The sequence below is a fragment of the Exiguobacterium sp. s130 genome (genome assembly GCF_018619055.1).
GTDB lineage: Bacteria > Bacillota > Bacilli > Exiguobacteriales > Exiguobacteriaceae > Exiguobacterium_A.
This window is the reverse complement of sequence record NZ_JACSNI010000002.1, coordinates 626,003-650,396: the sequence shown is the minus strand read 5'-3', so window position 1 is coordinate 650,396 and position 24,394 is coordinate 626,003. Positions and strand designations below refer to the sequence as shown.

The 24,394-nt window shown below is 46.4% G+C and carries 27 protein-coding genes; 23 read left to right on the top strand and 4 right to left on the bottom strand.

The features are described from left to right. The first annotated feature begins 106 nt into the window (after nucleotides 1-106). From HZS85_RS07285 to HZS85_RS07270, 4 genes are all read left to right on the top strand, one after another. A complete protein-coding gene (locus HZS85_RS07285; RefSeq protein WP_023468835.1) occupies nucleotides 107-385 on the top strand; it encodes an Fpa/YlaN family protein in 279 nt (92 codons plus the stop codon). Between the two features lie 71 nt (nucleotides 386-456). Next, on the top strand, nucleotides 457-1,728 hold the full coding sequence (locus HZS85_RS07280) for an FtsW/RodA/SpoVE family cell cycle protein (protein WP_214854641.1): 1,272 nt from the start codon (nucleotides 457-459) through the stop codon (nucleotides 1,726-1,728). Then, nucleotides 1,721-5,155: a pyruvate carboxylase gene (locus HZS85_RS07275; protein ID WP_214854639.1), complete on the top strand. Its 3,435-nt coding sequence runs from the start codon at nucleotides 1,721-1,723 to the stop codon at nucleotides 5,153-5,155. Before HZS85_RS07280 ends, HZS85_RS07275 begins: the two co-directional genes overlap by 8 nt. Before the next feature lie 75 nt (nucleotides 5,156-5,230). Next, on the top strand, nucleotides 5,231-6,586 hold the full coding sequence (locus HZS85_RS07270) for a cryptochrome/photolyase family protein (protein WP_214854637.1): 1,356 nt from the start codon (nucleotides 5,231-5,233) through the stop codon (nucleotides 6,584-6,586). A 47-nt stretch (nucleotides 6,587-6,633) separates the two neighbouring features. Here the strand turns inward: HZS85_RS07270 and HZS85_RS07265 are convergent, their stop codons facing one another. Beyond that, nucleotides 6,634-7,527: a COX15/CtaA family protein gene (locus HZS85_RS07265; protein ID WP_214854636.1), complete on the bottom strand. Its 894-nt coding sequence runs from the start codon at nucleotides 7,525-7,527 to the stop codon at nucleotides 6,634-6,636. Between the two features lie 324 nt (nucleotides 7,528-7,851). Between HZS85_RS07265 and cyoE the strand changes: the two genes are divergently transcribed. The 9 genes from cyoE (at nucleotide 7,852) to HZS85_RS07220 (ending at nucleotide 15,145) form a co-directional block, all read left to right on the top strand. Further along, nucleotides 7,852-8,784, top strand: a complete 933-nt coding sequence (gene cyoE / locus HZS85_RS07260) for a heme o synthase (RefSeq protein WP_214854635.1) — start codon at nucleotides 7,852-7,854, stop codon at nucleotides 8,782-8,784. 64 nt (nucleotides 8,785-8,848) lie between these two features. Continuing rightward, nucleotides 8,849-9,880 carry a cytochrome c oxidase subunit II gene (coxB, locus tag HZS85_RS07255; protein ID WP_081780348.1) on the top strand — a complete coding sequence of 344 codons (1,032 nt, stop codon included), beginning with the start codon at nucleotides 8,849-8,851 and terminating at the stop codon, nucleotides 9,878-9,880. A 35-nt stretch (nucleotides 9,881-9,915) separates the two neighbouring features. Then, nucleotides 9,916-11,784 carry a cytochrome c oxidase subunit I gene (ctaD, locus tag HZS85_RS07250; protein WP_052018991.1) on the top strand — a complete coding sequence of 623 codons (1,869 nt, stop codon included), beginning with the start codon at nucleotides 9,916-9,918 and terminating at the stop codon, nucleotides 11,782-11,784. 1 nt (nucleotide 11,785) lies between these two features. Then, entirely contained in the window at nucleotides 11,786-12,415 is a 630-nt protein-coding gene (locus HZS85_RS07245; RefSeq protein WP_029342161.1) for a cytochrome (ubi)quinol oxidase subunit III, read from the top strand. 1 nt (nucleotide 12,416) lies between these two features. Beyond that, nucleotides 12,417-12,746, top strand: a complete 330-nt coding sequence (locus HZS85_RS07240; protein ID WP_214854634.1) for a cytochrome C oxidase subunit IV family protein — start codon at nucleotides 12,417-12,419, stop codon at nucleotides 12,744-12,746. Between the two features lie 131 nt (nucleotides 12,747-12,877). Then, the gene (ctaG, locus tag HZS85_RS07235; RefSeq protein WP_214854632.1) at nucleotides 12,878-13,783 is read left to right on the top strand and encodes a cytochrome c oxidase assembly factor CtaG; all 906 of its coding nucleotides are present in this window, start codon (nucleotides 12,878-12,880) and stop codon (nucleotides 13,781-13,783) included. A gap of 18 nt (nucleotides 13,784-13,801) precedes the next feature. Further along, on the top strand, nucleotides 13,802-14,263 hold the full coding sequence (locus tag HZS85_RS07230) for a DUF420 domain-containing protein (RefSeq protein ID WP_214854631.1): 462 nt from the start codon (nucleotides 13,802-13,804) through the stop codon (nucleotides 14,261-14,263). A gap of 12 nt (nucleotides 14,264-14,275) precedes the next feature. After that, complete coding sequence (locus tag HZS85_RS07225; protein WP_050677540.1) at nucleotides 14,276-14,881, top strand: SCO family protein; 606 nt, start codon at nucleotides 14,276-14,278, stop codon at nucleotides 14,879-14,881. Between the two features lie 6 nt (nucleotides 14,882-14,887). Continuing rightward, nucleotides 14,888-15,145, top strand: coding sequence for a hypothetical protein (locus tag HZS85_RS07220; RefSeq protein WP_214854629.1), 258 nt, complete (start codon nucleotides 14,888-14,890; stop codon nucleotides 15,143-15,145). 147 nt (nucleotides 15,146-15,292) lie between these two features. On the opposite strand, the gene HZS85_RS07215 is transcribed toward HZS85_RS07220, so the two are convergent. Further along, the gene (locus HZS85_RS07215; RefSeq protein ID WP_035406760.1) at nucleotides 15,293-15,643 is read right to left on the bottom strand and encodes a YugN family protein; all 351 of its coding nucleotides are present in this window, start codon (nucleotides 15,641-15,643) and stop codon (nucleotides 15,293-15,295) included. 110 nt (nucleotides 15,644-15,753) lie between these two features. After that, a complete protein-coding gene (locus HZS85_RS07210; protein WP_035406763.1) occupies nucleotides 15,754-16,530 on the bottom strand; it encodes an ATP-grasp domain-containing protein in 777 nt (258 codons plus the stop codon). 92 nt (nucleotides 16,531-16,622) lie between these two features. Here HZS85_RS07210 and HZS85_RS07205 point away from each other — a divergent pair, with 92 nt between their 5' ends. From HZS85_RS07205 to HZS85_RS07185, 5 genes are read left to right on the top strand one after another with little or no spacing between them, the layout of a single operon-like run. Then, nucleotides 16,623-17,063: a YlbF/YmcA family competence regulator gene (locus tag HZS85_RS07205; protein ID WP_029342155.1), complete on the top strand. Its 441-nt coding sequence runs from the start codon at nucleotides 16,623-16,625 to the stop codon at nucleotides 17,061-17,063. 24 nt (nucleotides 17,064-17,087) lie between these two features. Next, nucleotides 17,088-17,345 carry a YlbG family protein gene (locus HZS85_RS07200; RefSeq protein WP_035406768.1) on the top strand — a complete coding sequence of 86 codons (258 nt, stop codon included), beginning with the start codon at nucleotides 17,088-17,090 and terminating at the stop codon, nucleotides 17,343-17,345. A gap of 46 nt (nucleotides 17,346-17,391) precedes the next feature. Next, complete coding sequence (gene rsmD, locus HZS85_RS07195; protein WP_214854627.1) at nucleotides 17,392-17,973, top strand: 16S rRNA (guanine(966)-N(2))-methyltransferase RsmD; 582 nt, start codon at nucleotides 17,392-17,394, stop codon at nucleotides 17,971-17,973. Continuing rightward, the gene (coaD, locus tag HZS85_RS07190; protein WP_214854625.1) at nucleotides 17,970-18,461 is read left to right on the top strand and encodes a pantetheine-phosphate adenylyltransferase; all 492 of its coding nucleotides are present in this window, start codon (nucleotides 17,970-17,972) and stop codon (nucleotides 18,459-18,461) included. The genes rsmD and coaD overlap by 4 nt, the downstream gene beginning before the upstream one ends. After that, nucleotides 18,461-19,459, top strand: a complete 999-nt coding sequence (locus HZS85_RS07185) for a SepM family pheromone-processing serine protease (RefSeq protein WP_214854623.1) — start codon at nucleotides 18,461-18,463, stop codon at nucleotides 19,457-19,459. Before coaD ends, HZS85_RS07185 begins: the two co-directional genes overlap by 1 nt. Here HZS85_RS07185 and HZS85_RS07180 read toward each other — a convergent pair. Next, on the bottom strand, nucleotides 19,432-20,583 hold the full coding sequence (locus tag HZS85_RS07180) for a tRNA(Met) cytidine acetate ligase (RefSeq protein WP_214854621.1): 1,152 nt from the start codon (nucleotides 20,581-20,583) through the stop codon (nucleotides 19,432-19,434). The genes HZS85_RS07185 and HZS85_RS07180 overlap by 28 nt on opposite strands. 156 nt (nucleotides 20,584-20,739) lie before the next feature. On the opposite strand from HZS85_RS07180, the gene HZS85_RS07175 reads away from it, so the two are divergent. From HZS85_RS07175 to bshC, 5 genes are all read left to right on the top strand, one after another. Next, a complete protein-coding gene (locus HZS85_RS07175) occupies nucleotides 20,740-21,264 on the top strand; it encodes a YceD family protein (protein ID WP_214854618.1) in 525 nt (174 codons plus the stop codon). Between the two features lie 46 nt (nucleotides 21,265-21,310). Then, a complete protein-coding gene (gene rpmF, locus HZS85_RS07170) occupies nucleotides 21,311-21,484 on the top strand; it encodes a 50S ribosomal protein L32 (protein ID WP_012370841.1) in 174 nt (57 codons plus the stop codon). 84 nt (nucleotides 21,485-21,568) lie between these two features. Next, a complete protein-coding gene (locus tag HZS85_RS07165; RefSeq protein WP_035409503.1) occupies nucleotides 21,569-22,378 on the top strand; it encodes a ketopantoate reductase family protein in 810 nt (269 codons plus the stop codon). Next, a complete protein-coding gene (locus tag HZS85_RS07160; protein ID WP_035406782.1) occupies nucleotides 22,375-22,731 on the top strand; it encodes a DUF3397 family protein in 357 nt (118 codons plus the stop codon). Before HZS85_RS07165 ends, HZS85_RS07160 begins: the two co-directional genes overlap by 4 nt. A gap of 29 nt (nucleotides 22,732-22,760) precedes the next feature. Next, nucleotides 22,761-24,323 (top strand): bacillithiol biosynthesis cysteine-adding enzyme BshC, encoded by a 1,563-nt coding sequence (gene bshC, locus HZS85_RS07155; RefSeq protein ID WP_214854615.1) that lies wholly within the window; start codon nucleotides 22,761-22,763, stop codon nucleotides 24,321-24,323. Nucleotides 24,324-24,394 lie beyond the last annotated feature (71 nt).

The window sequence follows — 24,394 nt, the reverse complement described above, 5'->3', positions numbered from 1 at the left end:
TGTGTAAGTCCAACAAATCCATTATACCGAAACGTTGAATTGTTGGCGAAAGTAAGGTAAAGTTTAGCTATAACAGGAACGCGTCATTTGATGAGGAGGGATTGGATTGTCAACTGAAATCGAGACAGTTCATCGCCAGCGCGCTCTTGAGCTACTAGAAGCGGATGCACAAAAAATCCGCCGGTTGATCGAGGTCCAGCTTGCGAATTTAACGATGCCACAATGTCCTCTTTACGAGGAAGTATTGGATACACAAATGTTCGGATTGTCCCGTCAGATTGATTTTGCGGTACGTCTTGAACTGATTGATGCGGGTGAAGGGAAACAGTTGCTCGAATCACTTGAACAGCAATTATCTGATTTACATGATGCGGAGACGTGCTGATTTTCTACTCAAACGTGAAATGCGGCGTTTGGGTATTTTTTTTTAGAAAACGAAAAAAAGGACGTGTACATATGTTAGCGAAGTTTAAAGAAAAACGAGCATTTTTTGACTACGGTCTCTTCTTTACGATGCTCATCCTCATGGCGATCAGTACAGTCATGGTCTATAGTGCCAGCGTGTGGAACGGTGGCGATTATGCGAATACGTCCTTCTTTGAGAAGCAGTTGATGTTCGATGCGATGGCCATCGTGCTGTTCCTTTTAGTTTCGCAAGTGAATCATGAAGTATTTCGTGGACCAATCATTCGTTTACTCTTGTACGCGATTACATGGTTGATGCTGATGGCAACACTATTTTCGGTTCCCCTAAACGGAGCTCGCGCCTGGTTGAACTTCGGTATCTTCTTGATTCAACCAATCGAGCTTTGTAAATTCGTGCTCGTCGTCGGGCTTGCCAGTTATTTTGATCAAAAGCACAAAGGAAAGATGGATGGCGTGATTGGGATTGTCCATCACTTCATCCATCGTCAAATTCCAGCGACGTCCCCCGGAAAACGGATTTTACTTAGTTTCTCGGACTGGATCTTGATTCCGATGGTCGTATTACTTGCACCTTACGCGATCATCATTCGTATGCAACCGGATGACGGCGGATTATTCATTCTGTTACTCATCACGGCGATGATTTTATTTGCAGTAGGATTACCGAGTGGTTACATCATGTTATGTGTCGTTACCGTTCCGATCATCTTCTTGTACGCATGGAACAATTTTTCCGATAATCAGATGCAACGGATTCAAGCGAGTTTGAATCCCTTTCTTGACGCAGAAGGTAAGGGATATCAGCTCATCAACTCCGTCATATCGATTGCCCATGGGGGATTGTTCGGAGTGGGTCTTGGGAATAGTTTTCAAAAGTATGGTTATCTGCCAGAACCTGAAACCGACTACATCATGTCGATCATCTCGGAAGAACTCGGCTTCATCGGGGTCCTTGTCGTACTCGGTCTATTGTTTTACCTGATGATTCAAGGGGCGATCATCGCTAACCGGTGTGTCTCACTTTACTCGAGCATGCTCGCACTTGGGATTTCCGGTATTATTTTCATCCAGACATGTATCAATATTGCAGCCATGTCTGGTCTGTTTCCAGGTACAGGTGTCACCTTGCCATTCATCAGTTACGGTGGGTCATCGTTACTCGTCATGAGTACGATGCTTGGTGTAATGGCAAACATTTCTATGCAAAACAAATATCGGGTGGCTTATCATAAAGAAGTGCAAACTGCACGTTCGATGAGTGCCACGAGCTCATTAACTAAAGGGGGAGCATCAGTTGACTAAAATCCAGAAGATTCTCGTAGCAAACCGCGGGGAGATCGCGATTCGCGTTTTCCGTGCAGCGACGGAACTCGGTATTCGTACCGTTGCTATTTATTCACGAGAGGACATGGGTTCTCTTCATCGTTATAAAGCCGATGAAGCGTACCGGATCGGAGAAGGAAAAAAACCGATCGAAGCCTACCTCGACATTGAAGATATCATCGCAACAGCGAAAAAAGCCGAATGTGATGCGATCCATCCTGGTTATGGATTCCTCTCTGAGAATATTGAGCTAGCCAAACGTTGCCGCGAAGAAGGAATCATCTTCATCGGGCCGCAAGAAGATCACCTGTATAAGTTCGGAGATAAGGTACGGGCACGGACGACTGCAATTGAAGCGGGTCTTCCTGTCATTCCAGGAACAGATGGTCCGATCTCATCAATTGATGAAGCGTATGCGTTCGCAAAAGAAGCAGGCTATCCACTCATGGTCAAAGCATCGCTTGGTGGTGGTGGACGTGGTATGCGTGTCGTCCGGACAGAAGAAGAGCTTTCAGACATGATTGAACGAGCGAAATCTGAAGCTTTAAAAGCATTCGGTTCGGATGAAATTTACGTTGAAAAATTAATCGAACGACCAAAACATATTGAAGTCCAAATCATCGGGGATGCACATGGAAACATCATTCATTTGTTTGAACGAGACTGTTCCGTACAACGACGTCACCAAAAAGTCGTCGAAGTGGCGCCATGTGTCACGCTTTCAGAAGAAGGGCGTAAAAAGATCTGTGACGCGGCTGTCACGTTGATGAAACATGTCGGATACGAAAATGCGGGTACGGTCGAATTTCTCGTCACACAAGATGAATCGTTCTATTTCATCGAAGTCAACCCACGTGTACAAGTCGAGCATACGATTACGGAGATGATCACAGGCGTTGACATCGTTCAGACTCAAATCCGTGTTGCTGAAGGCGAATCGTTACATAGCGACCTTGTCGGCATTCCACAACAAGAAGAGATTAAGATGCTTGGTTTTGCGATCCAGAGCCGAATTACTTCAGAGGACCCAGAAAACGGCTTCTTGCCGGATACAGGTAAGATTAAAGCGTATCGTTCACCAGGCGGATTTGGTGTACGTCTTGATGGTGGGAATGCCTATGTCGGAGCAGAAATTTCACCGTATTATGACTCGTTGCTCGTTAAAATCTCGACGCACGGTTTGACGTATGACCAAGCGGTCGCGAAAATGCGTCGAAACTTAAGTGAATTCCGGATTCGTGGTATTAAGACGAACATCCCATTCTTGAGCAATGTTTTGAAACACCACGCGTTCGTCAGCGGCGATTACAATACATCGTTTATCGATGATACACAAGAATTATTTATCTTCCCAAAACGTCAAGACCGGGGAACGAAGCTGTTGACGTACATCGGAGAGGTTTCCGTCAATGGATTCCCGGGAATCGGAAAACTGGACAAGCCACTTGCGCGTGACGTCCGAATTCCAAAAAATCTTCCGGCAGACTACACGCCAGGCGCAAAAGCGATCCTTGATGCAGAAGGTCCGGAAGCTGTCGCGAAATGGTTGAAAGCACAAGACAACGTTTTGTTGACGGATACGACATTCCGTGACGCTCATCAATCGTTACTTGCGACACGAATGCGGACGAAGGATCTCGTTGCGATCGCAGAGGCGGAAGCGAAACTGCTTCCTGAATTGTTCTCAGTCGAGGCATGGGGAGGGGCAACATTTGATGTTGCGTATCGATTCTTATCAGAGGATCCATGGGTTCGTCTGATGAAATTGCGTGAAAAGATGCCGAACGTCCTGATTCAAATGTTACTCCGTGGTGCGAACGGCGTTGGTTACAAGAACTATCCAGACAATGTCATCCATACCTTCGTCAAGGAAGCGGCGCAAGCGGGAGTCGATGTCTTCCGGATTTTCGACAGCTTGAACAACCCGGAATCAATTCAACTCGCCATCGATGCGGTCTTGCCAACAGGTAAAATCGCGGAAGCAGCTGTCTGTTACACAGGGGATCTGTTCGATGCGAATCGTCCGAAATATCATCTGCCGTATTACGTCAATCTGGCGAAACAACTGGAAGAGAGCGGTGCTCACATCATTGCCATCAAGGATATGGCGGGTCTCTTGAAACCGGAAGCAGCCTATGCGCTTGTATCGGCACTTAAAGATGCAGTATCGTTACCAATCCATCTTCACACCCATGATGCGAGTGGAAACGGGATTTATACGTATGCGCGTGCGATCGATGCCGGGGTCGACGTCGTTGACGTCGCGGCATCAAGTATGTCAGGACTGACGAGTCAGCCAGCGGGTGGTAGCTTGATTCATGCCCTAAGTGGTCATCCACGTCAACCACTCGTCTCAGCACAGAAGTTCGAACAGATTTCAGACTATTGGCAGGACGTGCGTCATTTGTATCAAGCATTCGAACTTGATATGATCGCACCAAATCCAACCGTCTACGATCATGAGATGCCGGGTGGACAATATTCGAACTTACAGCAACAAGCAAAAGCGGTCGGGCTTTCGGATCGTTGGTCTGAAGTCAAAGAAATGTATGCGCGTGTCAACATGTTGTTTGGCGATATCGTTAAAGTCACACCGTCGTCGAAAGTCGTTGGAGACATGGCGCTCTTCATGGTCCAACATCATCTGACGGAAGAAGACGTACTGCACCGAGCAAGTGGACTTGACTTCCCGGATTCAGTCGTTGAACTGATGAAGGGTGAACTCGGAACTCCGCCGGACGGTTTCCCGCAAGAAGTACAACGTGCCATCTTGAAGGGAGCTGCTCCGTTGACGGAACGTCCTGGTAAGATGATGCAACCTCTCAACTTTGATGCAATAAAAAATGAGTTGTTTGAGAAACTTGAACGACCAGTCACTGAATTTGATGCTCTCGCTTACGCGCTCTATCCAAAAGTCTTCATGGACTACAGTTCATATGTCGCGCGATATGGCGATATCTCGGTTCTTGATACGAATACATTCTTCCACGGTATGCGCCTAGGCGAAACGATCGAGGTCGAAATTGAACGAGGGAAGACACTATATCTCAAGTTGATTCAAATCGGTCAGCCAGACGATCACGGGATGCGGACAATCTATTATGAGATGAATGGTGTTCCTCGTGAAGTCGAAGTCAAGGACATCAGTATTAAGGAAAGTTCATCAAGCCGTCCAAAAGCAGATCGAAGTAACGCAAAACAGATCGGTGCGTCGATGCCGGGTAGTGTGCTGAAGGTACTCGTTGAGACAGGCACTCGTGTCCGTAAAGGAGAACAACTTCTCGTTACGGAAGCGATGAAGATGGAAACGACGATCCAAGCACCAGAAGACGGTGAGATCAAAGCCGTCCATGTTAAAGAAGGCGAAGCTATTGCGAGTCAAGACTTATTGATTGAATTCGTATAAGGTCACAATGAAAAACAGGCGCACGCTCGGCGGGCTGCCTGTTTTTCATTCAATATGTAATGGGAGAGGATACGGTTGAACATTATTTGTTGGATTCGAAGCGATTTTCGATTACAAGACAACCACATGTTGGCACGTGCGATTGAATTACTGAAGGAAAATCCAAAAGCGACAGTCGAGTTCGTCTTTTGGCTCAATCCAGATTACATTGGAGAATATGAAGCGCGGCAACAATATTTCTTTCAAGCGCTCGAATTGTTTTCAGATGATTGTAAAGAAAAAGAGATGCCGATTCGCTTCATCGAAGGCGATGAACAAGCTTTCTTAGATGCAACCAATGATGCGGACGTTCTGTTATTCAATGCGGAATATGTCGAACCATTCAAGGCGCGGGATGAGAGAATCATCAAAAAACGTAAGGAACGACAAACGGAGCGCTTGTTAGACCGGCATCTGCTCCATCCACATGACATTAAAAAGCAGGATGGAAAGTTCTATAAAGTATTCACGCCGTATAAGAATGCGTTCATGAAAAAAGAAATTCCAACACCCTATGATGTGAAGTGGCAAACGCTACGGGATCATTATCATAAGCGCCAGCACACTAATAGTTTCATTGATGCCTATTTTAAAAAGGCACAGTCTGATGCGGCATTTCATCCGGGTGAGAAGCAAGCGAAACAACGCTTAAAGAAATTCATCGAGCAATCGCTTGAAAACTACGAAGAGAATCGTGATCTTCCAGCGATGGACGGTACGAGTTTACTCTCACGTTATCTACGGACCGGTGAGATCGGGATTCGAACGGTCTATGCAGCTATTCAAGATGCAAAAGAATCGAAAGGGAAGCAGACATTCATCACCGAACTCATCTGGCGTGAGTTCTATTACATGATTTTAATGCACTTCCCGGAATCGAAACGACAAGCGGTCAACACCCAGTACCGAGAAATCAAGTGGGAAGAAAACGAGGACGGATTCAAGGCTTGGTGTGAAGGGAAAACCGGCTATCCGATCGTCGATGCAGCGATGCGTCAATTGAACCAAACCGGTTGGATGCATAATCGTCTGCGGATGATTGTCGCGTCGTTCCTGACAAAAGATCTATTGATCGATTGGCAAAAAGGGGAACGTTATTTCCAACAGAAACTCGTCGATTATGAAGCGGCTTCGAACATCGGTGGTTGGCAATGGGCGGCATCGGTCGGGACGGATGCCGTACCGTACTTCCGAGTCTTCAATCCGACGACACAATCAAAGAAGTTCGATAAGGACGGAGAGTTCATTCGGCAGTATGTCACGGAAATCAAAGATCTGTCGAAGCAATATATTCATGAACCGACGCAGCAACAACGAGAAGACTCTGGATACCCAGAACCAATCGTTGCACATGATGAAGCGCGAAAGCGTGCAATCGCTCGATTCAAGTAATGAAAAAAGGATATTCCTCAGCGGAGGAACATCCTTTTTTTACGACCTTATTGAAGACGGCTATTTGCTTTACGTGTTCGGAATGCATGATACGTCAAGTAGGATAAGACACCGAAATAACACGTAATCAAGAAGGCGTGCAGTAACGGTACATATGTTGCATGTCCACCGAGAACGATCCAAGCACCTGTAGCAACTTGACACGAGATGAAGAACGTCGCGAATGCCATGCCGATTTTCGTCGTCCGGTGTTTTAAGCGAATGGCTGTAATATGAACGAACAACGTGTAGAGGAATAATAGCCCAGCCATGATTCGGTGAATCATTTGGACCCAGGCTTCGAACGTCATCGACGGTTGGGAACAAACGGGCCAACCCACACACGCATATGTAGCGCCAACATGGCGAACGTAAGCACCAGTATAGACGACGATCAGCGTGTAGACGAGCAGACCGTACAAGAGCTTCCGCAAGAATGCTGGGACAGATTCCCTGAATTCCTGACCAGGACGCTCCATGATCAATATCGTTAAAATCAATAAGGCAGCAAAGGAAATCAAGGAGATACCAAAATGTAACGCCATGACGAGATCTGATTGTTGCCAAACGACAGCTCCTGCTCCGACGAGGGATTGAATCAACATGAAGATGAAGGCAAGAAATGCAAAAATCTTCGTATCTAATCGATCCTTAAAGGCAACGAGCGTCCAGAGACATAAGGCGATGATTAGGAGTCCAACGACTCCGGTCACAGCGCGGTGACTATATTCAATCATCGTTTCAACACTTGGGTTCGTCGGAATGAGTTCCCCATGACAGAGTGGCCAATCTGTTCCGCAGCCATCTCCCGAGTCCGTTTTTGTGACTGTCCCACCCATCAGCAAGACGATCATCATCGTAAACGTGACGAAGGCTGAAAACATCGAAAGCTTTCGATTCAAGATTTGGACACCACCTTTCTAAAAAATACGAAATACATGGATTTCCATAGGACTAGTATCGCATAAAAAGTCTCGAAACGCTTGCAATCTTTTAGAACAACGCTATTCTAGTATTAGGTAAATATGGTGAACTGTGATGAAAATCACATAGATTTCACATTTTGTTCATTATGTCGAAAGTATTTTCATACGTCACGGTCCTAAATATGTGGTATCTTTTATAGAGAAAAGGACGTTTCGTGGCATGTCTGTGTTATTTCTGTGAAGAAATTACGTGAAGCCTAGGTGCTACACGGAAGCAGATGGTGAAAAGGAGGGAACAGCATGGCGAAAGTTACTGGAGAGGCACTGGATATGGCAATCGAGCAGGCGGATCAGCCCACATTCAAGGACTATGTCACCCTAGCAAAAATGGGGATCGTCCGTGCCAATCTGATTACGGTCTTCGCAGGGTATGTCGTGGCGGCATCGTACATAACGGATGATGTCCTATTGTATCTATGGCAAACCAAGTGGATGTTACTGTGGACGCTTCTCGGGAGTGGATTAGTCATTGCCGGAAGTTGCTACCTCAATAACTACATTGACCGGGACATCGATTATAAGATGGAACGGACGATGGGAAGACCAAGCGTTACTGGGAAGATGGATGGACAGCGAATACTCGCGCTAGGACTCGGGATTCTTGCGACCGGTACGGTATTGTTGTTGATCGTCAACCATGTGGCGGCAGTGTTCGGATTGATCGGATCATTCGTTTACGTCGTGATTTATACGATGTGGTTAAAGCGAACACACACGATCAATACAGTCGTAGGTGGTATATCAGGAGCTGTGCCACCAATCATTGGATTTGCGGCAGTCACTCCGACGCTTCACATTGATGCGTGGATTTTATTCCTCATCATGTTCGTGTGGCAACCACCACATTTCCTCGCACTCGCGATGCGACGGACAGAGGAGTATCGGGCAGCAGGTATCCCGATGTTACCTGTCGTAAACGGATTCGCGATCACGAAACGACAAATTGTATGGTGGATTGCAGTACTTATTCCATCATCACTCCTCTTAGCACACTATGGCATCATCTACATGATCGTCATGGCATTGCTCGGTGGATATTGGCTCTATATGGGACTGAAAGGTCTGAAGATCCAAGATGAACAAGCCGAAATCAAATGGGCGTCGAAGATGTTCTTCTTCTCACTGTTTTATTTCACGGCTTGGATCGTGACGGTCGTACTCGTTTCTTTCTAAAACGATTTGACATAATTCACGTACACCATTACGAAAGACAAAATTGGGGACAAAGAAAGTGGGGATGGTTGTGAAAAAATCAGTAAAAATGCTCTTCCGGCTTCTTCCAATCGGCTTGATGGCACTCATGTTATCAGGTTGTGGAATTCCGGAATTGTCTGCGCTACAGCCTCGCGGAGAAGGCGCTGAAATGCAACTTGAGATCATCAAGCTTAGCTTGTGGGTCATGTTGTTCGTCCTTGCGATCGTAGCCGTCATTTATATTTACGTACTTATGAAATTCCGTCGTAAATCAGGTGATAACACGGTTCCGAAGCAAGTCGAAGGGAACCACACGCTTGAAATCATCTGGACAGTTATTCCGATCCTTCTCTTGATCGTTCTTGCAATTCCGACGATCAAAACAACGGTTGAACTTGCGGATGCAAAAGAAGCGAAGAAAAACGAACAAATCAACGTTACAGCGAACCTTTACTGGTGGGAATTCGAATATCCAGACAAAGGTGTTTCGACAGGACAAGAACTTGTCATCCCAGTCGGTAAACGTGTTGCGGTTAACTTGACGTCTAAAGACGTCATTCACTCATTCTGGGTACCGGCTCTTTCTGGTAAGACAGATACAAACCCAGGTCTTGATAACGAAATGTGGTTACAAGCAAAAGAAGCAGGCACGTACTACGGTAAATGTGCCGAGTTGTGTGGTCCTTCTCACGCATTGATGGACTTTAAAGTCGTTGCGATGGAGCAGGATGACTACGACAAATGGTTGAAAGACATGAAATCTGCAAAAGAAGCAGAAACAAAACAGCTTGATAAAAAGAATGAAAAGAACTGGACGACTGGTGAGCAAGTCTACGCCCAGAATTGTCTCAGCTGTCATGGCGGCGGGAAAGTCGCACCTAGCTTGACGAACTTCGGTGATCGTCAGCGTATCGCGGGTTACCTCAAGCATGATAAAGAAAACCTCGAAAAATGGATTCGCGATCCACAAAAAGAGAAACAAGGTACAAAAATGCCTGGATTCTCTGAAGATAAGATCAGCGATGAAGAATTGAGCGAATTGGCAGATTATCTATTGGACAAAAAGCTCCAATAATTTTTTAAGGGGGAATCATAGTGGGGACACATACTATGGGTATGCCGCAGAAAAAAAGCGGCATCATGGACTGGCTAACGACAGTCGACCATAAGAAAATCGGGATTCTCTACATCATCTCTGGATTGTTCTTCCTTCTAGTTGGTGGCGTAGAAGCCCTAATGATTCGTTTTCAATTGATTAAACCGATGAACGATTTCGTCAGCGGTGAACTTTTTAACCAATTGATCACGATGCACGGTACGACGATGATCTTCTTGGCAGCGATGCCGATGTTGATCGGTTACATGAACGCAGCAGTACCGCTTCAAATCGGAGCACGCGATGTTGCGTTCCCATTCTTAAATGCACTTGGTTTTTGGTTGTTCTTCTTTGGTGGAGTCTTACTGAACCTTTCATGGTTCTTCGGCGCTGCGCCAAACGCAGGGTGGACAGCTTACGCACCACTCTCGACAGTACCAGAGTCGCTCGGTGTTGACTTCTACTCACTCGGGTTACAGATTTCTGGTTTCGGTACACTCATGGGGGGGATCAACTTCCTCGTTACGATTTTGAACATGCGTGCACCAGGTATGAAACTGATGCGGATGCCGCTCTTCACATGGACAGCATTCGTTGCTTCTGCCTTGATCGTTTTCGCATTCCCACCACTTACGGTTGGATTGTTCCTCTTGACGTTCGAGCGACTCTTCGGAGCGCATTTCTTTGACCCGGCAGCGGGCGGGAACATCGTCATCTGGGAACACCTCTTCTGGATCTTCGGTCACCCGGAAGTTTACATCTTGATTTTACCGGCATTCGGTATCTTCTCTGAAATCATCCCTACCTTTGCTCGTAAACGTCTCTTCGGATACACGACGATGGTCTTTGCGACGATGTTGATCGGTTTCCTCGGATTCATGGTATGGGTTCACCACATGTTCACAGTCGGTCTCGGTCCGGTTGCGAACGCGATCTTCGCAGTAGCGACGATGGCGATCGCTGTACCGACAGGGGTCAAGATCTTCAACTGGCTCTTTACGCTATGGGGCGGGAAGTTGACGTTCCCAGTCGCGATGCTTTATTCGGTCGCCTTCATTCCATCATTCCTTGTTGGTGGTATGACAGGGGTCATGCTTTCAGTAGCACCTGCCGATTATCAGTACCACGACAGTTATTTCGTCGTTGCCCACTTCCACTACGTTATCGTTGGTGGGGTCGTCTTTGGTCTCTTCGCAGGTCTTTACTACTGGTTCCCACTCATGTTCGGGAAACAACTCAACGAGTTCTGGGGTAAAATTCAATTCTGGTTGTTCTTCATCGGCTTCCATTTGACATTCTTCCCACAACATATTCTTGGTCTTACAGGTATGCCACGTCGTGTCTTCACGTACTTGCCAAACCAAGGCTGGGAAACAATGAACTTACTTTCTTCAATCGGTGCAGCCTTCATGGGTGTGTCGACGATCATTCTCGTCATCTCGATCGTTGCCGCATTGATGTCAAAAGAATATGTAAAACGCGACGTATGGGGCGATGGACGTACGCTTGAGTGGACACTTCCTGTTCCAACTCCAGAATACAACTTCGCACAAATTCCACTCGTCAAAGGTTTAGATACGTACTGGCTCGAAAAAATGGCAGGTAACAAAACAGTCTCTGTTTCGGAAGAAGTCGGTGATATCCACATGCCGAACAACTCGATCTTGCCGTTCGTTATGTCAGTCGGTCTGTTCCTTGCAGGTCTTGGATTCATTCTTCGTCTAGATTACGGTACTGTCGGTCTGGTCATTGCCTTGATCGGTCTTGCGATGACATTCATCGCGATGTTCTTCCGTTCTTGGATCGACGATGAAGGATACTACATCCCGAAATCAGTCGTCGAAGAAGATCTACGCCTTGAAGCAGAAAAGGAGGCGAAGTAAGATGGGTCATCATTCAGTACCAAACAACCCGATCACGGGTATTCCGGATCATGTTGAAAAAGCAACACTTGAGGGTAAGAATAAATATGTAGCCTTCTGGTTCTTCCTTGGAGGAGAGACGACTTTGTTCGCCTCTCTCTTCGGAACATACATCGGACTTCATAACTCCGGTGCTAAAGAAGGTCTACGCAGTTATGACATCTTCGAAATGGGTCTCGTCTTCATCATGACGATGCTCCTCTTGACAAGTTCGTTGACAAGTGTTCTTGCGATGATGGCGATGAAACGTAATGATGTCAAGAAGATGAAAATGTGGTTGATTATCACACTTGTTCTTGGACTAGCATTCTTAGCGGGTGAGATTTATGAGTTCAATCACTACTACCACATCGGTCATACATTCACGTCGAGTGCATTTGGTTCTGCCTTCTACACTCTCGTCGGTTTCCACGGTGCGCACGTCTTATTCGGTCTTCTTTGGATCTCGACATTGCTCATCCGCAACTGGAACCGTGGCATCACGGTCGTGAATGCGCCGAAGTACTATGTTTCAAGTCTTTACTGGCACTTCATTGACGTCGTCTGGGTCTTTATCTTCTCAGTCGTCTACCTCATGGGGATGGTGAAATAAGATGGAAAAACACGAACCGCAACTTACGCGCAATCAAATCGAGCTTGAGTTGAAAGCAGAACGTGGTCGTGAGACACAACTGCAACTCATCAGTTTCGCACTCATGATTTTCTTGACGCTCATCGCTTTCGGTGCTGTCATGGCTGATCTCATGCCGCACTGGGCAGCTGGTGGCTTCCTGATCATCATGGCAATCGTTCAGGTTTACCTTCAGCTTTACATGTTCATGCATATGAACAATAAAGGCAACACATGGATCAAAGTCATGATGGGTCTTGGCATCTTCGTCGCCTTGACGATCGTCGCGACACTCCGTCTGTTGATCTGGTAAGAAATGTGACCATTCTGCTAACGTTTAGCAGGATGGTCTTTTATTTTGGAATCGTTTTATGAGAAACCTTTACAATGAAATAGGGGAACGGTAATCTTAGTTTGTAAGAGAAAGGAACGGGGTGAAGAAATATGTTAGGCAATTTAAGGGGAGCACTTTCGCAATTCGAATGGACTGTCTTATGGAGTCCGTATTATGCGTTGATACTCGTTGGATTGTATATCCTATATGCTGTCGTGACAGAAAAGCTGCGTCGTCCGGACGAGCCGGAAACAACGCTTGGGCAAAAGTTTTCGATGCTCGCGGCATTGATCGTTTTTTACATCGGTTTTGGAAGTCCGTTAGACCTGCTAGCACATATCACGTTCTCAGCACACATGCTGCAGATGGTATTCGTCTATATGGTCGCACCGCCGCTCTTGTTGATTGCACTACCAGAGTGGCTTTATAAGCGCTTGTTCAATATACCGTATCTTGGGAGGATTCTTCGTTTCTTCGTCAAGCCGTTGATTGCACTCGTCGTCTTTAATGCCTTGTTTACGTTTTATCATATGCCATTTATTTTTGATTATGTCCTGACGAACTATACCGTTCACCGTCTGTTCCATGGAACACTTATTTTCTTGAGCATGACGATGTGGTATCCGATCATTGCACCCGTCAACGAAAACGATAGTTTGTCTGACCTGAAGAAGATGGTCTATATCGTCGCGAACGGTGTGTTGTTGACACCTGCCTGTGCCTTCATGATCTTCAGTCAAAGTTTTCAGTATCAAGCGTATCAGGATCCGGCGACGTTCGCGAAAGTACTCGCTTACTGTATGCCTAACAATGATTTAAGCGGATTGAACCTGGAACGATTGCTCGGAACGACAGATGACTTATTAGAGGACCAACGCTTTGGTGGTGTCCTCATGAAGCTCGGTCAAGAACTCGTGTATGGTCTATTCTTCGGACTGACCTTCTTTACATGGGTGCGCCGTTCAAAAAGTACTGCCGTGGATGAAGGCATGTCCTTCACACCAAAAGCGGATTAAATTGGAGGAAGTTGGAACATGATTTATTTGCCGTTGATTTGTGTATCGCTGATTGTCATCAGTGCGATTTTCGTAGCGATTGGCTGGTTTTTGATCGCCCAAACGCGTCGTAACATGAAAGCTCACCAAACCGTGATGACGATTGCAGCTGCACTCGCTTTATTATTCTTCATCATGTATGCCTTGCGGACGATTCTGCTCGGCAACACAGCCTTTGGCGGTCCAGAGTCTGTCAAAGCCTACTACACAGGATTCTTGATCTTCCACATCCTTCTTGCGACATCAGGTGGGGTGCTCGGTTTGATGGCACTCTATCACGCGTATAAGAAGAACTTTGCACGTCACCGTAAAATCGGACCAGTTGCTTCGATCATTTGGTTTTTGACGGCCATCACCGGTGTGATCGTGTATTGCTTATTATATGTCGTCTACGATCCGGGTGAGACGACGAACGTATTCCGGGCGATCTGGAGTCATTAAGGGGGAGCCAACTTGAAAAAGAACAGTTACTTGACGGTCGCTGCCGTCGTCCTCATCTTAGTTGCGGCAGCCGGGGGATATTATTATTTCTTCATGAAAGAAAAGTTACCTGTCATCGCTGAACCGACGCCATTTGAATTAACGAATGCCGTAGACGGAAAATCATTCAATTCAGAAGACGGAAAAGTCAAAGTGTTGACGTTCTTCTACTCGAACTGTCCTGATATTTGTCCGCTGACATTGAATGATTACCGAAAGCTTGAGAAGAAGCTTCGGAGTGAAGAGTTATACGGAAATGACGTCGAACTCGTCGCTGTGACGGTTGATCCAAAAGTGGATACACCGAAAGTCCTGAAAAAGTATGCTTCGAACTTTGAAGCGGATGCTAAAGGATGGAAAGTATTGACGGGAGATCCAGTCGTCATCGATCGTCTGACACGTCAGTTGAATTTCTATTACTCAAAAGCTGAGAGTGGCTTAGTGACTCACGGAACACAAATGTTCATTTTGGACCGTGAGAATAAAGTACGGGCGATCTCTTCGATGGCGAAGACGCCGGATGAACCGGTCGACTTAGAAGAGGTCATGTCTTCGGTCACACAATTAGCAAAGGAGTGAAGGTAGATGACTTATGAAGAGTACTTGCAAGGAGATGTTACCGTCTCTATTCAAGCCATCGAGGAATTACTTGCTTGTGCGATCGAGGATTATGGAATCCATCACTCCCGGATCAAACGGATGGACCGGGAAGAGATTGCATTTAGCGTAAAGGTCAATGCACCGGCAACGTCACTTCACGCGCTTTATCTTCATGTACGCGAGCAGCTTGGGATTCAGCTCGGAGACGATGTCGTATCTTATGTACAATTCGTCGCGCGTTAAAAGCGGTTTCGCGCGTATTAAAGAATAACAATCAGGTGGACAGAACAGCTAATGATTTCGTGGATGATGCGAGGTCGTTAGCTTTTTTGTTTGGAATGAAGAACAAAAAATAGAGGCTCCTTAATTTGGAACCTCTACGTGTGGATCTTATTTTTCGAGTGTTTCGAGCAATGCTGCTAAACGACGTTCGCAGTCCTTGACGATTTCCGGAGGGAACGTCTCATCATACTCGACACCGTGTGGATAGTAGTGTTTCCCTAGAAGTGGTGTCATCATACGGACGACAGCATGGCGGTCTTCAATCTCGCCTTGGATCGCATAGACAGGAACACGGAGATAGAATACTTCGCCTGTTGATTGTTTTTCGTATTTCATGTCGTACATCGCACGTTCGTAATCCCATTGTCCTTCGCGAACGAAACGGTGATGATCCATAATTGTTTCAAGAAGACCGAACTTCAGTTCCTTGCCTTCGATGCCATATTGTTCAAACTTCATGTTTGAATCCCCCTATACCCCAGTTTGCTAGTAGATACTAGTCTTTCCAAACTATCATACCATAATGAATGAAACGATGACGTAAAAGTTGTGAAGTCATTTTGAAGAATTCATGAACTTCCGTATTTTCGTTCAACGTACTCAAGGATCGTATCTGGTGCATGAATGCCGAGGTGATTAAGTCCTTCACCACCAAAGAAGACGTTGAACTCGAGAACGTACCATTGTCCGTCGCGGATGATAAGATCAAAACCAGCGTGATCGATATCAAGCTGTTTCGCAAGCGCGAGCACGAAATCAATTGCACCTTGTGGCACATCATCGAAATCAAGGACGCCACCTTGAGCAACGTTATTTAAGAACTGTGCACCACCGACGCGCCAATACGCAGCGAGGACTTGATCACCGACGACGACGACACGTAAATCCTTTTCGTTCGGAATGTACTCTTGGATGTAGAACGTCTCGTGGGTATCCGTGTATTTCTTCCAGTCCGCTTCGTTTTTGATGAGATGGACACCTTGCCCCATCGAGCTACGGACTGTCTTAGCGACGAACGGAAACGAAAATTCACGTAAGACTCGATCGACCGTGAACTCATTTTTCCCGTAGATGCCTGTTCGAGGGATATTATCCGGAATGACGGTCTGAAAAATCCGAGTCATCTCAATCTTGTCATGACCTAGGTGGAACGTAGCAGCAGATGGAAAAATCGGCTTCTTCATTCCATAGATGATCGAGTGGATTTGCCAGTATTCCGGGAACAAGACGACATCCGCCTGTTCAATCTTTTTCAAGGAATCAAAGTGATAATCTGATTTGGCATGTTCCGTCTTGATTCCAATCGTCCGGAACATATTAAAAGAGAGCAGTTGCATAAAGTTCATTCCTTCCTTCTGAACAAATTATACACAATTCAACGGGCTAGGAGGGAGAGAAATGTTATGATAAGATGGTAAAGTTAAGGAGGAGATTCGTTGTGATATATACCGATAAGACGATTGACCTCATCAACGCAGCGGAAGACCTCATTCGATCTCTCGCTCAAAGTGAAACGGGGCAAGCATATAGATGTGCGAAACAAGCACAGCAAGAGTCAGTAGAGGCACAGGCTGTCATTCGCGATTTTCATCAAGTCAAGGAAGACTACGAACTCGTACAACGATTCGGACGATATCACCCTGACTATCAGACGATCACGAAAAAGGTCCACGAAGTCAAACGGCGACTTGATTTACAAGAAGAAGTCGCGCAGTTTAAAAAAGCGGAAAAACAACTCGAGACGTTACTCGGGCAAATCAGTCTGAAGCTCGCTGGAGAAGTATCACCGCAAATCAAAGTACCAACGGGGAATCCATTCTTTGATCAAGGATGTGCCGGAGGCTGTTCAACCGGTGGCAGCTGCAGCTGTAGCGGATAACGAAGATGAAGGGGGTAGGCTGGCGTGATCAAGGAACGAGTGGGACTCATCGTCTATGTCAATGCGATGAAAGCATCCCGTCAATTGCGCCGTTACGGGAACGTCTACTTTACGTCTAAACGTGAACGATACGTTCATCTGTATGTCGATTTAGATCAGCATGAACAGGTGATGGAAGTCATTTCGACTCTCCCGTTCGTCGAATCGATCAAACGATCAGAACGACCGTTCATCACGGAGACGTTCGCGAACAAAAAAGGAAAAATGCAAGAAGAAGCATAATCCATGGAGCGATGAGGACATCCTCGTCGCTTCTTTGTTGAAAGGAATGAAGGAAATGCGAGTCATTTCAGGAGAACGGAAGGGAACACGGTTAAAGGCTGTTCCAGGCGATCAGACACGACCGACGACGGATAAAGTAAAAGAATCGTTATTCAACGTCATCGGTCCTTATTTCAACGGAGGGCGAGCGCTTGATTTGTTTGCCGGTAGCGGAGGTCTCGGCATCGAGTCTCTTTCAAGAGGATGCGATGAGGCGGTATTCGTCGACCAACACCATAAAGCCATCCAGACCATTCAAGATAACCTACGGACGACACACTACACGGATCAAGCACGTGTGTTGAAAAAAGATGTTACGATCGCCTTGACGGAACTAGCCTCCGAAAAGCCGTTTAAATTGATTTATTTAGACCCACCCTATGCAAAAGAACGATTGACGGAACACGTCACGTACATAGAGCAACACGACATGCTGACAGACAATGGTGTCATCGTGTGTGAACATGACTCTGCTGTTGTATTACCGGACCGAATCGGACGGCTAGAGGTCGTTCGTCGACTTCGTTATTCCGCTGTCATCTCAATCACGTTATATGAATTCATGGAAGCGGAGGAAGACCACGTATGAAACGAATCGCCATTTGCCCAGGGAGCTTTGATCCAATCACGAACGGACATTTAGACATCATTGAGCGGGCTGTTCCGATTTTTGATGAGATCATCGTTGCCGTATTGAACAATTCTTCGAAGCAACCGCTCTTTTCTGTTGAGGAACGGATGGAGTTGATTGCAGATGTGACGTCGCATCTACCACATATCAAGGTCGATTCCTTCAATGGATTGCTTGTCGATTATGCGGAGGAAGTCGGCGCAACTGCAATCGTCCGCGGACTACGAGCGGTCTCGGACTTTGAATATGAAATGCAGGTCGCATCCATCAACAAAAAGATGAATGATCAAATCGAGACACTGTTCATGATGACGAACAATCAATATTCCTTCTTAAGTTCTTCGATCGTCAAGGAAGCAGCTAAATACGGGGCTTCCGTCGTTGATCTCGTACCGCCATCCGTTGAAGAGGCGCTACGTCAGAGATATACGAGAGGAGAACTGTGATGAAAGCTTGGAAACCGGCCTTAGCAGCGGTCATTGCTGCCTTGCTCGTGTTTTTCGTGCCACTTCCGTATTTCATCTCCTATCCAGGTGATGCGACATCGACGGAAGATTTGATTGATGTGTCTGGGGGTGACAAGGAGCCAGGCGATTTGATGATGCTGACGATCGCCCAACGTCGGGCAACCCCTTACTTCCTCGTAGAAAGCCTCTTCCTGCCGTTTTCTGAAACATCTAGTGTAAGTGATTATTTGTACGACGGTGAGTCAGACGCACAGTATGAAACACGTCAGAAACTATACATGGAAGAAGCACAACATAATGCGACGATCGAGGCCTATGAATTAGCTGATAAAAAGGTCGATATCGACTTTAAAGGAGTTTACGTGTCCGGTGTCATTCCAGGAGGTCCAGCCGAAGGAAAACTAAAGGCTGGGGACCGAATCACGGGCGTCGACGGAAAACCGATTACGTCGTTTGACGGATTCATGAAGACGATTCAATCGAAAAAAGCAAAAACAGCTGTTCCAATTCAGTTCACGCGTAAATCGGAAATCAAGAAGACGACGATTCGGGTGGATCAGTTGTCGAAAGAAGTCAAACGTGTCGGACTTGGTATTTATGAACCATTACCGATCTCAAACGTAACGACGGACCCCACTATTAAGTTTCAGATCGAGGATGTCGGTGGTCCTTCTGCCGGGATGATGTTCACGCTTGAAATCTATGATCAATTGACGCCGGGTGATTTGGCGAAAGGACATAAGATTGCCGGTACAGGGACGATTGAAGAAGGTGGTAAAGTTGGACCGATCGGTGGAGCGTGGCAAAAGGTCGTCGCTGCTGACGAGGCAAAAGCTGAAATCATGTTCGTACCAGCAGGAGAGAACTACAAAGAAGCAAAACCATCCATTAAAAAACTCGGAACGAACATGAAGCTCGTTCCGATCAAGACAGTTGAAGATGCGATTGATTATTTAGAAGAACTTCCAGCGAAATAAGGAAAACGACGGTGTTCGAGCAACGCGTCGTAGCGAGCCAAGGGCAGTGCGTATGCAGCTGTCACTTGGCTTTCTTTCGTTAGCCAAGGATGGCTCGTGAAGGTACTTAAAACAGGGACACGCGTTTTAATACTCTTAAGTGCCAGTCGTCCTTGTTCTGAAAAAGCGAGGGGGCGAACGAAATCAACATGGTCATAATCAATCCGTGCGATCTCTTCCGTTGTCGTTGAAGTCAACAGATAGACAAGGGCACGCTGCAGGCTCGTACGCGTATAACGACGTGTTTTGACGTGATTTAAAAAGAAATCGAACGTCTCTGCTTGTTTGGCACTTTCAATGAGACGAGGAGCTAGTGAAGCATCAATTCCGGCGATTCGTATCAACTCAGATACGGGAGTCGTCAATAGGCGTTGTCGAATCCATGGATAATAGTGCGAAAAATGAGCGAAAGAGGCGTTTGTCAGGACGTCCTCCGTCTGTTCGGGAAGTGCGAGCAGCTGACCGTGCGTCTGGTAATGGGCGCGTATCGCAGTGGCGCTCATGATAGCTCCGGTTGATAGGTCATGATAGCCACTTCCAATTCGTTTGGTCGTATGAAGCGAAACGGTCTTCGCGGCGCGAGCATAATAATAACCAAGTGTATTGTTCGGTTGTGTCAAATCAAGCGTCTGTGAGACACTCTTGAACGCTTGACTAGCAGCATGAGCAGAAGAAAGACCAGCTGTTAATCCGTCACGTAACGCTTGCTTATATGCAGGAATCTCTTCAATTTGTTCCGCTGCCGCATGCAAAAAGGGATGGATGTCTCCACATTCGCTTCCGAACGAAAGCGACTCACAACCGATCGTCTCAGCGATCGTCACCCCACCGAGCGCAAACCGATCTGCGCGTTGGACGGCAAAATAAAAGGGGAGTTCAAGAACGAGATCAACGGCACCACTTGCGACTGCTGCTTGAGCACGTGTCCATTTGTCTGTAAAAGCGGGCTCCCCACGTTGCATGAACGTCCCGCTCATGATGGCGACGATGACGTCGGCATCTGTTTCCCGTCGTGCTGTCGTCGCTTGATAATAGTGTCCATTATGAAACGGATTGTACTCTGAAATGATAGCTGTCATCCTCATGAAAACTTTCTCCTTTGCAAACCGAATTAAGTGCGGTAATATGGATAAAGACGTCCAAAAGTGTTCGTTCTCTAGCGATTTCAGTGTAAAGAAAAAACATTGACAAAACAAGATGTCCTCTCTATAATTCATATTGTTGCAATTGAGGTGATTCGGATGAAATGGTCCCTGATGCAATTGAATAAATTGCGCAATCTGGGTCAACTTCAGGTTAACGAGACGATCGAGCTCAATGAGCTAGTCGCCCTCCATCCGGATATCCGGGCGGTGCAACCTGTGCACGTTCGTGCAAATGCATCGTTTACATCGAATCAATTAATATTCAATCTCCGGATTACCGGCGAAATGACGCTTCCGGATGCCCGGACGCTAAATGACGTCGCTTATCCATTCGAGATTGAATCCATCGAGCCATTCCTGCTCGAGGTTGATGCTGTTTCGAACGAAACAGATGACATCAACGTGCCGATCGGGAATACGGTCGATCTTCGACCGCTCGTGCAAGAATTGATTTTACTTCATGTGCCAGTGCAAGTGCATGGGGATGATGAAGAGAATCAGTTGGTTGAGGGGGAAGGCTGGACAATTCTTTCTGAAGAGGATCCAGAGGAAACCGAACCAAAAATCGATCCGCGACTCGCGGGTCTCGCTCAGTTCTTTAAAAAAGATCAGGATTCCTGATTTCTGAAGTAAAGGCGAGTGTATTTTTTCAAGGAGGTGGACAACGATGGCAGTACCATTCCGCAGAACGTCGAAAACACGCAAACGTCTTCGCCGTACTCATTTCAAACTCCGTGTACCAGGTATGGTCGAGTGCCCAAACTGTGGTGAAATGAAACTTTCACACCGTGTTTGTAAAGCATGTGGCTCGTACAAAGGTAAAGAAATCGTCAGCAAGTAAGCTGATTGATCGGTATAAAAGCGACCTTCGAATCGAGAAATCGGTTTTGGGGTCGCTTTTTTCATGAAAGGGGAAATGATGAAGATGAACGTTGGAATCATTGGCGCGGGAGCCATCGGTTTATTGCTTGCCTCTTATTTATCGGAAGAGCATGCAGTCACGCTCTATACTCGACAAGAACAAGAAGAGGAACGTTCGATCATTCGCGATGGACAGGCAAGTCGACTTGTACGAATCCGGAAGATTGATCGACTCGAGTCAGAAGACTTGGTGTTTGTAGCGACAAAGTCGTATGATATAAAAAGTGTGATTCCATTCCTCAAACGGCTGACGTGTCCCGTCATGTTCCTGCAAAATGGAATGGATCATTTGAAATGGAAAGAGCAATTGCCGCAAGTCTTATTCGGTGTCGTCGAACATGGAGCCATGCGCACTGCGCCGTTTGAAGTCAGGCATACTGGACAAGGACGCATCCGCTACGGAAATCAAGAAATTTCGAACTTGTCGTCAATACAGCTCCGTTTTGAATTCGAGTCGGATATGGAAGCGGTCTTATTGACGAAACTGTTCATCAACGTCGTCATCAATCCAGTGACGGCATATTACGGTGTTGAGAATGGCTCCTTGTTAGAAATGCCTTATCGACAAGAAGCACGTCAATTATTTGACGAAATGCAGACGATTTTTCCGAATCATAGCATTACTTATTCCGAAATCGAGCGAATCATGGAGAACACGAGTAAAAATCGTTCTTCGATGTTACGAGATCTTGAGCAAGGACGCCAAACAGAAGTGGAACCGATACTTGGATACGCGTTACGTCAGGCGACGACTGCGACGCCACGTTTATCTTTTTATTATGAACAGATCAAACAGAGGGAGGGTCCGCAGTGACGGTCTTCATCATTTTTCCTTTATTCAGCCTACTTGCGTTGTATCTCATCTTTTTACTTCTGTTTCGAAAACACGGGAAGGCAGTCCGATTCGCACTCGACGTTGGGACATTCATTGTTCTATATGCCATTCATGTCGCATTGATTGCCTTGACCGGAACAAATTACTTAGGATGGATCGTCATCGTCGTGTTGGTAGTGTTTGCGTTGAACGCGCTCTGGCAACGGATTCGGCAACTTGATGTCGATTTAAGACAAATGATTCGGCACAGTTGGCGGATCATCATCTTGCTAGCGTTACCCGTTCATTTCGTGTTGTTCGTGCTCGGTATACGTCAACTGTTCATCAGCTGACGAGTTAGGTAAGAAAGAAGGGATTTTGTTTGAAGGTACAACCATTTGAAGCCTTATATGATGACAACTCGCTGATGCATCGTGCTTCACGAGAAGAATTCTTAACATATGTCGATCACCTCGGAACGAGTGGTTTAGCGTCGAGAAGCCGCTTACTTGAAGAGCGTCACTATCCGCATCTTGCGGCGCTAACGGACGAACTCGAACGCCAAAATCCAAATATGACGGAGCGATTGCGGGAGCGTGTCGCGAAACTTCGTACAGGTGAGGCACAAGCTGTGGTCACAGGGCAACAAACCGGCATCTTTGGCGGACCATTATATGCCATCTATAAACTGTTGACCTGTCTTAAGGTCGCGCAGCAGGCGGAAGCGACACTTGATCGCCCTGTCGTTCCGATTTTTTGGCTCGCGACCGAAGATCACGATTTTGATGAGATCAATCATGTTTATGTTCCGACAGCAGATTTTCAAACGCGAAAAATCGCAGTCGCCCCTGCGGAAACGATTGCCCGCTCGGTCAGTCGCTTGTCTTTTGATCAGCCGGCACTTCTAGAAATCATTGAAGAAACGTTCCGGGCAATGCCGGAGACGATCCACACGAAACGATTAGTTGCGCGGCTGAAACAACTCGTTGAAGAATGTAGATCGTATGGCATGTTTTTCTCACAATTAATCGGCGAATTGATCGATTTCGATATCGTCTTCTTTGATGCTGATACACACCCTGTCCGTGAACTCGAGATTCCGTTTTTTGAACGATTGATTCAAGACAATGCGGAATTCAGACAGGCATTGACGGACGGAATAACACAGACGAAAGAATTACCCGACACATTCTTGAACGAGGAGGCCGCGCATCTTTTCATCGATGATCACGGTCGTCAGTTGCTTTATCCGACAGCAAGCGGATTTGAGACGAAACAAGGGAAGCAGTATACAGAACTTGAATTAATCGCGTTACTGTACGCCAGTCCGGAACGATTCTCAAACAGTGTCGTGACCCGACCATTGATGCAGGATTATCTGTTCCCGACGCTTGCCTACATTGGTGGACCGGGAGAATTAGCTTACTGGACGCGCTTACGCCCACTGTTTCACCATCTGAAGTGGACGATGCCGTTATTGATTCCTCGTATGGGCGGATTACTCGTGCGTCATAGCGATGAAAAACGGCTTATGAAACTCGACGTGTCGCTCGAAGAGATCGTCCGGTCAGGCGTTCCGATTCCCGTCTATTCGGAAGAGCAGATGACAGGGCGCCTGCAGACGGCAGCGATGCTGAAAGATAGCTTCGTCTCCGAGTTTCTTTCGCTCGAACATCAGCTACTGCGAACTTCGAGTAAGAGTGAGAAAATCAAGAAACAACTCGAACAATCGATTGCTAGTTTGTTAGCAGAAGATCGACGTCAATTTGATCGACAGACGCGACAGTATAAAGAAACGGCCTATCATTTGCTACCGGATGGAGCGCCACAAGAAAGGATTCACTCCATCTTACCGTGGTTGAATCATCATGGTCCTGATTTTGTTCGGGACTTAAGGAACGCTTATGAGGCAAATGCGGCTGAACAACTGAAAATTTTCCTTTAAACCTGCTGAAACAAGCAGGTTTTTTTGATTTTTTAGCGAAAATTACACAAAAGTTAAATAAATCAAGGAAA

Coding starts and splice junctions, on each gene's coding strand:
- HZS85_RS07210 (WP_035406763.1), bottom strand. CDS start 16,530: ATGAACTTTATGCAACTGCTCTCTTTTAATATGTTCCGGACGATTGGA.
- HZS85_RS07215 (WP_035406760.1), bottom strand. CDS start 15,643: ATGAAGTTTGAACAATATGGCATCGAAGGCAAGGAACTGAAGTTCGGT.
- coaD (WP_214854625.1), top strand. CDS start 17,970: ATGAAACGAATCGCCATTTGCCCAGGGAGCTTTGATCCAATCACGAAC.
- HZS85_RS07245 (WP_029342161.1), top strand. CDS start 11,786: ATGGGTCATCATTCAGTACCAAACAACCCGATCACGGGTATTCCGGAT.
- HZS85_RS07175 (WP_214854618.1), top strand. CDS start 20,740: ATGAAATGGTCCCTGATGCAATTGAATAAATTGCGCAATCTGGGTCAA.
- ctaD (WP_052018991.1), top strand. CDS start 9,916: ATGGGTATGCCGCAGAAAAAAAGCGGCATCATGGACTGGCTAACGACA.
- HZS85_RS07165 (WP_035409503.1), top strand. CDS start 21,569: ATGAACGTTGGAATCATTGGCGCGGGAGCCATCGGTTTATTGCTTGCC.
- HZS85_RS07185 (WP_214854623.1), top strand. CDS start 18,461: ATGAAAGCTTGGAAACCGGCCTTAGCAGCGGTCATTGCTGCCTTGCTC.
- HZS85_RS07240 (WP_214854634.1), top strand. CDS start 12,417: ATGGAAAAACACGAACCGCAACTTACGCGCAATCAAATCGAGCTTGAG.
- HZS85_RS07180 (WP_214854621.1), bottom strand. CDS start 20,583: ATGAGGATGACAGCTATCATTTCAGAGTACAATCCGTTTCATAATGGA.
- rpmF (WP_012370841.1), top strand. CDS start 21,311: ATGGCAGTACCATTCCGCAGAACGTCGAAAACACGCAAACGTCTTCGC.
- HZS85_RS07280 (WP_214854641.1), top strand. CDS start 457: ATGTTAGCGAAGTTTAAAGAAAAACGAGCATTTTTTGACTACGGTCTC.
- HZS85_RS07220 (WP_214854629.1), top strand. CDS start 14,888: ATGACTTATGAAGAGTACTTGCAAGGAGATGTTACCGTCTCTATTCAA.
- rsmD (WP_214854627.1), top strand. CDS start 17,392: ATGAAGGAAATGCGAGTCATTTCAGGAGAACGGAAGGGAACACGGTTA.
- ctaG (WP_214854632.1), top strand. CDS start 12,878: ATGTTAGGCAATTTAAGGGGAGCACTTTCGCAATTCGAATGGACTGTC.
- HZS85_RS07230 (WP_214854631.1), top strand. CDS start 13,802: ATGATTTATTTGCCGTTGATTTGTGTATCGCTGATTGTCATCAGTGCG.
- coxB (WP_081780348.1), top strand. CDS start 8,849: ATGGTTGTGAAAAAATCAGTAAAAATGCTCTTCCGGCTTCTTCCAATC.
- cyoE (WP_214854635.1), top strand. CDS start 7,852: ATGGCGAAAGTTACTGGAGAGGCACTGGATATGGCAATCGAGCAGGCG.